The following is a 6000-nucleotide window of genomic DNA, read 5'->3' as shown; positions in this document are numbered from 1 at the left end:
ATCTCCATCCTCCGGTTCCAAAAACACCTTATCTCGGTGTCCACGGAACCGGCAGCAGCTCAGTCCGACACTTCCACCTCATAGCGCAGGGGGCATTCGCCCTGATCGCCGTCTAGGAAGTCGCTGAAATAGAGTTCGTCACCATCCTCATTTTCGCATTCGCCTTCCCGAACCAGCTTGGGAGCCTCCGAAACCATATCCTTTGCCTTCCTTTGAACCAAACTGTCGTAAGCGTAGTTCTGTAGTCTTATTTCATCAAGCTTTAGTAGATAAACGATCTTTACACCGGCGAGTTCGCGAGTTCGAATGTGCTAATCAATGAGCATTTTACACAGTTCGTCTTATCACCGAACTGCACAGATATTTAGTTACAAGGATAAATGCTGTGCTATCCCTTCCGGCGTCGGACGGAGATAGAGGCTAAATCCTCCAAGGCTTTCCCAAATCGTCGTCTGACAACGATAGCCTTGGAGGCCGTTATGGCGTGGTGGGATATTGAGCATCGGTGCGGGCATTCTAGCCAAGTCCAAATCTATGGACCGCATCGCGACCGTCCGCGCAAAGCGGAATGGTATAAGCGCGATATGTGCGAAGACTGTGCGCGAGAGTGGCGCGAAGCGGAAATCTCTCGCTACACAGAAGAAGCAAAGGTGGCAGCACTTCTTCAACTAACAGGAGCCCACAAACAGGTCGCATGGGCAATTCAAATCCGTGGCGAGCGGATGGGCCAACTGACGGAGAACGGGTCGAAGATGCTCCCTCGCCGTATGTCGGACGAGGCGCGAAAGGAGATAGTCCGTCTCTTGGGGGTGACCTCAACGGACGCACGTTTTTGGATAGACACGCGCACAATCGAACTTCAATCGTTCGTGCGCCGACTGGTCTGGCTTCACAGCAATACCAACGGTGCGATCGACGGTCCCGGGCTGTCGCTCGTCGATAACCGCCTGAAATTGACTGACCCGGAAGACGAAGCCCTGTATCAGATCGCGGAGGCCGCATGATGACGCACGACAGCATCGGCATCAACCGTCTTCGCCAGCGTCGCCAATTCGCAAAGGCGTTCCTCGACCGTCACAGCATCGACCCGGACGACCTTCAAACTCAGTTTTGGCGCGTGCGGTTTGAGGACGCTTGCCCGGTATTTTGCATCGAGCATGGCTCCTCCGACGCTTGACGGACGGTCGCGGGCAATTATCCTTCGCCAATCATTTAGGGGGCTTCATGAAAATTGTATTCGTTTGTGCGCCTTTGGTGCTCCTTGCTGCGTGTGCGCCTCAGGGCGCATCGAACGAAAGCATGGAATCAGACAATCTCGAAGCGTTGGCTGACAACCTAGAAGCGACGGCGAACACGCTGTTGTCCGATGGGGGAGGTGACGCACCAGCTTCGACGGCAGCGACCACCGAACCGGAAAGCGGTTGGGTCTATAACTCGGAAACCGACAAGATGCGGGGAGGGACCAACAAGACTGCGACGGTATCAGCGACCGAACCGATCAACCTAGATTTCCCTTACGGGCAGAGCACCCCGTCGCTGGTCGTCCGGCAAGATGCGAAATACGGCTTCGACATTTACGTTTCAGCGAACGGTCAATTCCTGTGCAGGAGTTATAGCGACGACACCATTTCGGTTAAGTTTGACGATGGCCCTATTCGGGAATGGGCTTGTGCAGAACCAGAAAGTGGTTCTTCGGAAATCGTCTTCATTACGCAGGGCAAACGCTTTTTGAGCCAACTTCGCAAGGCGAAAGAAGTAACTATCGAAGCACCGATGTATGAAGCAGGTCGCCAGCAAATGACATTCCGCGTCTCCGGTTTGAAGTGGCAATAACTTTCTGACGGAACGTGCGCGAGCCGTCGCGTAAATTCCCCGGAACATTCGGTTCGCAACGTCGGTTCGTTCTGCTCTGGTGCTTAACGCACTACCCGCGTGAGGCGTATTCCGAATGGCTAGGCGCGACCACCAGCACAAGTTCGGTGCAAGGCATAGGGGGCGTCGCATTAGCGTCCTACAGCCTGAAAGGCCGTGCCCAGCCGCAAGAGGTTGCCTCTACGCTCGATAGGCGTTCTACGAGCCTTACAGAGGCCATAGCGGCGACTGTTGCGGCGAACTGCCTTGGACGCATGATCAGGTAGATCATTCGTGGCGACGAACGATCCGAACCGTCCGGGTTGTTTCAGTTAGAGTGCATTCGTCGATGATCGACCGAACCGCTGGTTGCCGAGACCTAACAAACCACGACGCTGCGAGCATCACGACGAACAACACCACCGTGTTTTGCTCACCGATGATCGGAAGATAGGCGAGCGCATCCGCTCCACGACCTACCCATCGGTAGGCCGTAGCCAAGAAATCAGCCATTCGATTTTTCCTTCTACGTCTGGGTAGCCTTAAACCGCGTCCATCGCCCGGATAGTAGGCGTTTCGCGCGGTGCAGTGGCCACCGGCAGTCCGGGGCTATCAGTTATTGGTGAAGTTCGTTCTTATCGTGCTCTCTATAATGCGATTGACAATATGATCGGTTGCTCCGTGCAAGTCTACGGAACGTCATATTTTTCTGCGTTCCCGGTTTCTTCGGTTGCATTTCACGACCGCGGCATTTTCCCGCGCGTCGTGGCTGTATAACCGTCCCTGATAAGGCTACCGTCACTGCAACGCCTCTTCAGAAGTCGCGTCACTGCTTGCCAGAGGGGAAAGCGAATAGGTCGAAGCCTTGGACGTTCACGACCCTGCTTGACCATATACCACAGCACCTCGGTCAACAGTTGCCATCGTGGCTTTTCAACGCGAAGTCGCTCGTTCATGTCGAGCCTTCCGCTAGCGGCCACCTGTGAGATGTGAAACGTTGCGATCGGGCGACGTGGCGCTTGCTCCCATCACGGCGGGGTAAACCGATCCGGTGACGCTATGGCAAAGCTACTCGTTGTCCCGGCGGCAATCATCGGGATTTCTTTCGCCGATGGACTAGCGCGAGGACGAAAGCCAACCGCGCCACCGTCATCATTCCCGCCGCCGCCTCGATTGCCAGACGATCCGATTCGACCGCTTTGTCCGAAATGCTCGCGGCGCATGATCCGCCGGACAGCGAAACGCGGCAAGCAAATCCGAAATGAGTTTTGGGGATGCGCGAACTATCCCTATTGTCGCCAAACGCGGCCACTGGATGCAGCGCCGGATACGTTGCCGTCTACACGATCAGATTGAAGGTTCCGACGCCGCCGCAGCTCGCAAACAACCTCCTGATCCACCATCGCGAGCATATCCACAGCAGCGTGAGCGGCAGAAACCATGGTTGTCACTCGCACAACATCGGCATGTTGTGGCTCCCTATTGAGCAGGTAGACAAGCTTCGGATTATTCGCCACCTGCGCATCAGCAGGACCAACAAGATGCTGTGCCGACTGTCGGCCTGACATGGTCGCGTCCGCTTAATGGACGTCGGGTCGACAGCCACCTGATCATTGTCTGTCTCGATAGGGCAACCCTATCCGGCACATCCGGTGAGACACATTTCGCGTCTCATATGGATCATTTTTGTTGACGATACGCCAATCTGTGCGACCGTCTTAGAATCAAACGAGACGGAGATGTGCATGGGGAAGGCGTCAAATTCAGGAAATGGTCTATACATCGTAGCAGGGATAGTGCTCGGTCCGCTGCTGTTTCTGGGGCTAGGCCGTTTCCTGAACTGGCTTTTGCCTTGAACATTCGCACTGGTAGGGTGCTGGGCTACGCGCGGATCAGCACGAACGAAGGGCAGGACGTCGCCAGCCAGAAGGCCATGCTGGAGAAGCTCGGCGCGGTGGTGGTGTTCACCGACATTGGCAGCGGATCCCGCCTTGACGGTCGTGACCAGCTTGAAGCAGCACTGCGGCTGCTCGAACCCGGCGACGAACTTCTGGCCCTCCACCCGGATAGATTGGCGAGAGATACTGCCGACCTTCTCACCATCGGCAAGTGCGTTATCGAACGTGGCGCGATCCTGCGCATTCATGATCCGGCGATCCGGTTCGACGGCACCGACATGATGGCCGAGATCATGCTCACGCTGTTCGGCATGATAGGGGCTGTCGAAAAGCACTTCATCAAGGCCCGCCAGCGTCGAGGAATCGAGGCGGCGAAGCTCAAGGGCGTCTACAAAGGCCGTCCCGCGACGATCTCCCCAGACGCTGTGCGCGAACTTCGGCAGCAGGGCCTTGGGGCCACCCAGATTGCCAAGCGTTTGGGGATCGGTCGGGCCAGCGTCTACCGGGCGCTCGCGGCGTAGCGCCGAGCGAGAATGCCGAACCCGTTGGATTAACCCTGTGAGCAGGGTTGGTTCACGGCGGTTCACGAGGAAACCCGTGACCCCAGAATCTGCCCTCTGCTACTCACAGACCAACGGCCCATGCGGCCAAATTTATGGAGTTAAGTAGTGGAAATCGTTCTCTCTGTCGCTGGCGTTGTGCTCGCCTGCCTGACTCTCATTGTTGGCGTGGCGCAGCTTCTACGCACGCCTAAACCAAAGCCTGAGCCGGAGCCGTTCACTCCGACCTGTTTGACCGTTCTGGGTGTGCCAATGCGCCATGGCCGCGACCGCCTCGGACTATAGTCATCGACGGCGGGATGGCTTCTGCCATCCCGTCATACCCCAAGGGGTAAGCCCTGCGCTCCACCATCATGGGCGGGGCAGCGGCGCTGGAAGATATCGGAGCCGTTCGCTCCATATTCATGGCCGCATCCACCACACCGCAGAACGTAGGTCACCTGATTATGGTCGTTGCCCGGTAGATCGGTCTTGCGCACCACCACTTGCCCGTTGCGGTTGCGATATCCCGGCTCCGTGGTTCCCTTTGACATCATCCCGTCCTTCCCCAGCCCGAAAAGCCATTGGTCATTGTCTCGACCCGTGTGTAGCTGATTCGGCCTCAACATCAGGAGGCACCATGATTCATCACGACACCCGCTTCGCTCTCATCGACACCGATGGCGACGAGCGCTTCGCTGCCCGTATCGACGGCACCTTCCAGATCGGGAAAGCCAAGGACGATACGCCGACCGACATCGAGAAGTTCGTCCATGCCATCCTCGTCGATGGTCGAGACGGGCGCTTCGTCTGCGCCGATGGCAGCAAGCCTGCGGTGTTGAAGTTCATGGGACGGCCCCGAGCCGTCGTCGGCTACCGCGTCGATCCCCAGATCGCCACCAAGCTCGGCATCCCGCCAACCGGATCGAGGTGATCCGGCCTGACCGTCAGAGGCTCCTGATCCATTCGGCCGCTTCCTCTACGGTCATGCTGACGACCGGCTCACCCGATGCCGCTCGTTCAAGCAGGGCGATAAAGTCCGGGCTCAACTCCTCACCACGGCAGATCGGACACGTCCCGTCGCCGTGATCGTCCCCACAACCGTCCTTGAAAGCGTAATCCATGGACCACTCCTTCGACCTCACTGACGAGGCACCAACCACAATCCCGACCATCACCGCACGCTCGCAACACCGCGCTCAGGCGGTCAGCGCAGCGGCTCAGGAAGGTGCCCCGGCTGATTTCCCTTCGCCCGCTCCAGCGATTTCCAGTGAATGGAAGTCGCAGCGAAACCGTCGAAGCGACGGCCCCGCGCCAGACGCTGCTTCCCCTAGCGCCGGTACGATCGATCGGCAGGCCTTCGCCTTGCGGATCGAATTTCCGATGTTGCGCTCGGCCGATCGTCGTTTTCGACCTCGACGCGTGCACGGCCAATCCCCCCGGACCTTATCGAGACAGTTGCGAAATTTGCGCATTCAACCACACACTCGCCGTACCCCGGCGCAGGCAAGAGTCCAGGCGGTCACTCGCGAGGGCGAAGCTCTGAAAATCGCGTACCCCCGCGCAGGCGGGGGTCCAGGGCCACAGACGCAAGCTGTTGTTTCGCTTGGCTCTGGACCCCCGCCTGCGCGGGGGTACGGCAGGAGCCTAGGTATCGGAGGTTCCACGGAAGTCTCACCTTAGTCCGGCCCCACTCCTTCCCGACGAGCAAT

10 protein-coding genes are annotated in these 6000 nt (G+C 57.9%); 6 read left to right on the top strand and 4 right to left on the bottom strand.

The window, feature by feature from the left end; genetic code table 11:
* Nucleotides 1-59: 59 nt before the first annotated feature.
* Entirely contained in the window at nt 60-197 is a 138-nt protein-coding gene (locus ASE91_RS19180; RefSeq protein ID WP_156357668.1) for a hypothetical protein, read from the bottom strand.
* A 282-nt stretch (nt 198-479) separates the two neighbouring features.
* On the opposite strand from ASE91_RS19180, the gene ASE91_RS19175 reads away from it, so the two are divergent.
* Nucleotides 480-1004, top strand: coding sequence for a hypothetical protein (locus tag ASE91_RS19175; RefSeq protein ID WP_156357667.1), 525 nt, complete (start codon nt 480-482; stop codon nt 1002-1004).
* Here ASE91_RS19175 and ASE91_RS19170 read toward each other — a convergent pair.
* The gene (locus ASE91_RS19170) at nt 983-1159 is read right to left on the bottom strand and encodes a hypothetical protein (protein WP_156357666.1); all 177 of its coding nucleotides are present in this window, start codon (nt 1157-1159) and stop codon (nt 983-985) included. The genes ASE91_RS19175 and ASE91_RS19170 overlap by 22 nt on opposite strands.
* Nucleotides 1160-1224: 65 nt before the next feature.
* On the opposite strand from ASE91_RS19170, the gene ASE91_RS04800 reads away from it, so the two are divergent.
* Nucleotides 1225-1833: a hypothetical protein gene (locus tag ASE91_RS04800; protein WP_156357665.1), complete on the top strand. Its 609-nt coding sequence runs from the start codon at nt 1225-1227 to the stop codon at nt 1831-1833.
* Nucleotides 1834-2139: 306 nt separating this feature from the next.
* Here the strand turns inward: ASE91_RS04800 and ASE91_RS19165 are convergent, their stop codons facing one another.
* Nucleotides 2140-2364 (bottom strand): hypothetical protein, encoded by a 225-nt coding sequence (locus ASE91_RS19165; RefSeq protein WP_156357664.1) that lies wholly within the window; start codon nt 2362-2364, stop codon nt 2140-2142.
* Between the two features lie 546 nt (nt 2365-2910).
* Here ASE91_RS19165 and ASE91_RS21025 point away from each other — a divergent pair.
* From ASE91_RS21025 to ASE91_RS04785, 4 genes are all read left to right on the top strand, one after another.
* Nucleotides 2911-3207 (top strand): topoisomerase DNA-binding C4 zinc finger domain-containing protein, encoded by a 297-nt coding sequence (locus ASE91_RS21025; RefSeq protein WP_082453815.1) that lies wholly within the window; start codon nt 2911-2913, stop codon nt 3205-3207.
* Nucleotides 3126-3416, top strand: a complete 291-nt coding sequence (locus ASE91_RS04795) for a hypothetical protein (protein ID WP_056623293.1) — start codon at nt 3126-3128, stop codon at nt 3414-3416. Before ASE91_RS21025 ends, ASE91_RS04795 begins: the two co-directional genes overlap by 82 nt.
* A gap of 308 nt (nt 3417-3724) precedes the next feature.
* Entirely contained in the window at nt 3725-4270 is a 546-nt protein-coding gene (locus ASE91_RS04790) for a recombinase family protein (RefSeq protein WP_235530320.1), read from the top strand.
* A gap of 658 nt (nt 4271-4928) precedes the next feature.
* Complete coding sequence (locus tag ASE91_RS04785; protein ID WP_235530319.1) at nt 4929-5222, top strand: hypothetical protein; 294 nt, start codon at nt 4929-4931, stop codon at nt 5220-5222.
* A gap of 13 nt (nt 5223-5235) precedes the next feature.
* Here ASE91_RS04785 and ASE91_RS04780 read toward each other — a convergent pair whose 3' ends face one another.
* Nucleotides 5236-5412, bottom strand: coding sequence for a hypothetical protein (locus tag ASE91_RS04780; protein ID WP_156357663.1), 177 nt, complete (start codon nt 5410-5412; stop codon nt 5236-5238).
* Nucleotides 5413-6000 lie beyond the last annotated feature (588 nt).

Origin of the sequence: Sphingomonas sp. Leaf62 (genome assembly GCF_001421915.1) — a bacterium.
GTDB lineage: Bacteria > Pseudomonadota > Alphaproteobacteria > Sphingomonadales > Sphingomonadaceae > Sphingomonas.
The sequence above is the reverse complement of the archived record's forward strand: the minus strand, read 5'-3'. Positions and strand labels throughout refer to the sequence as shown.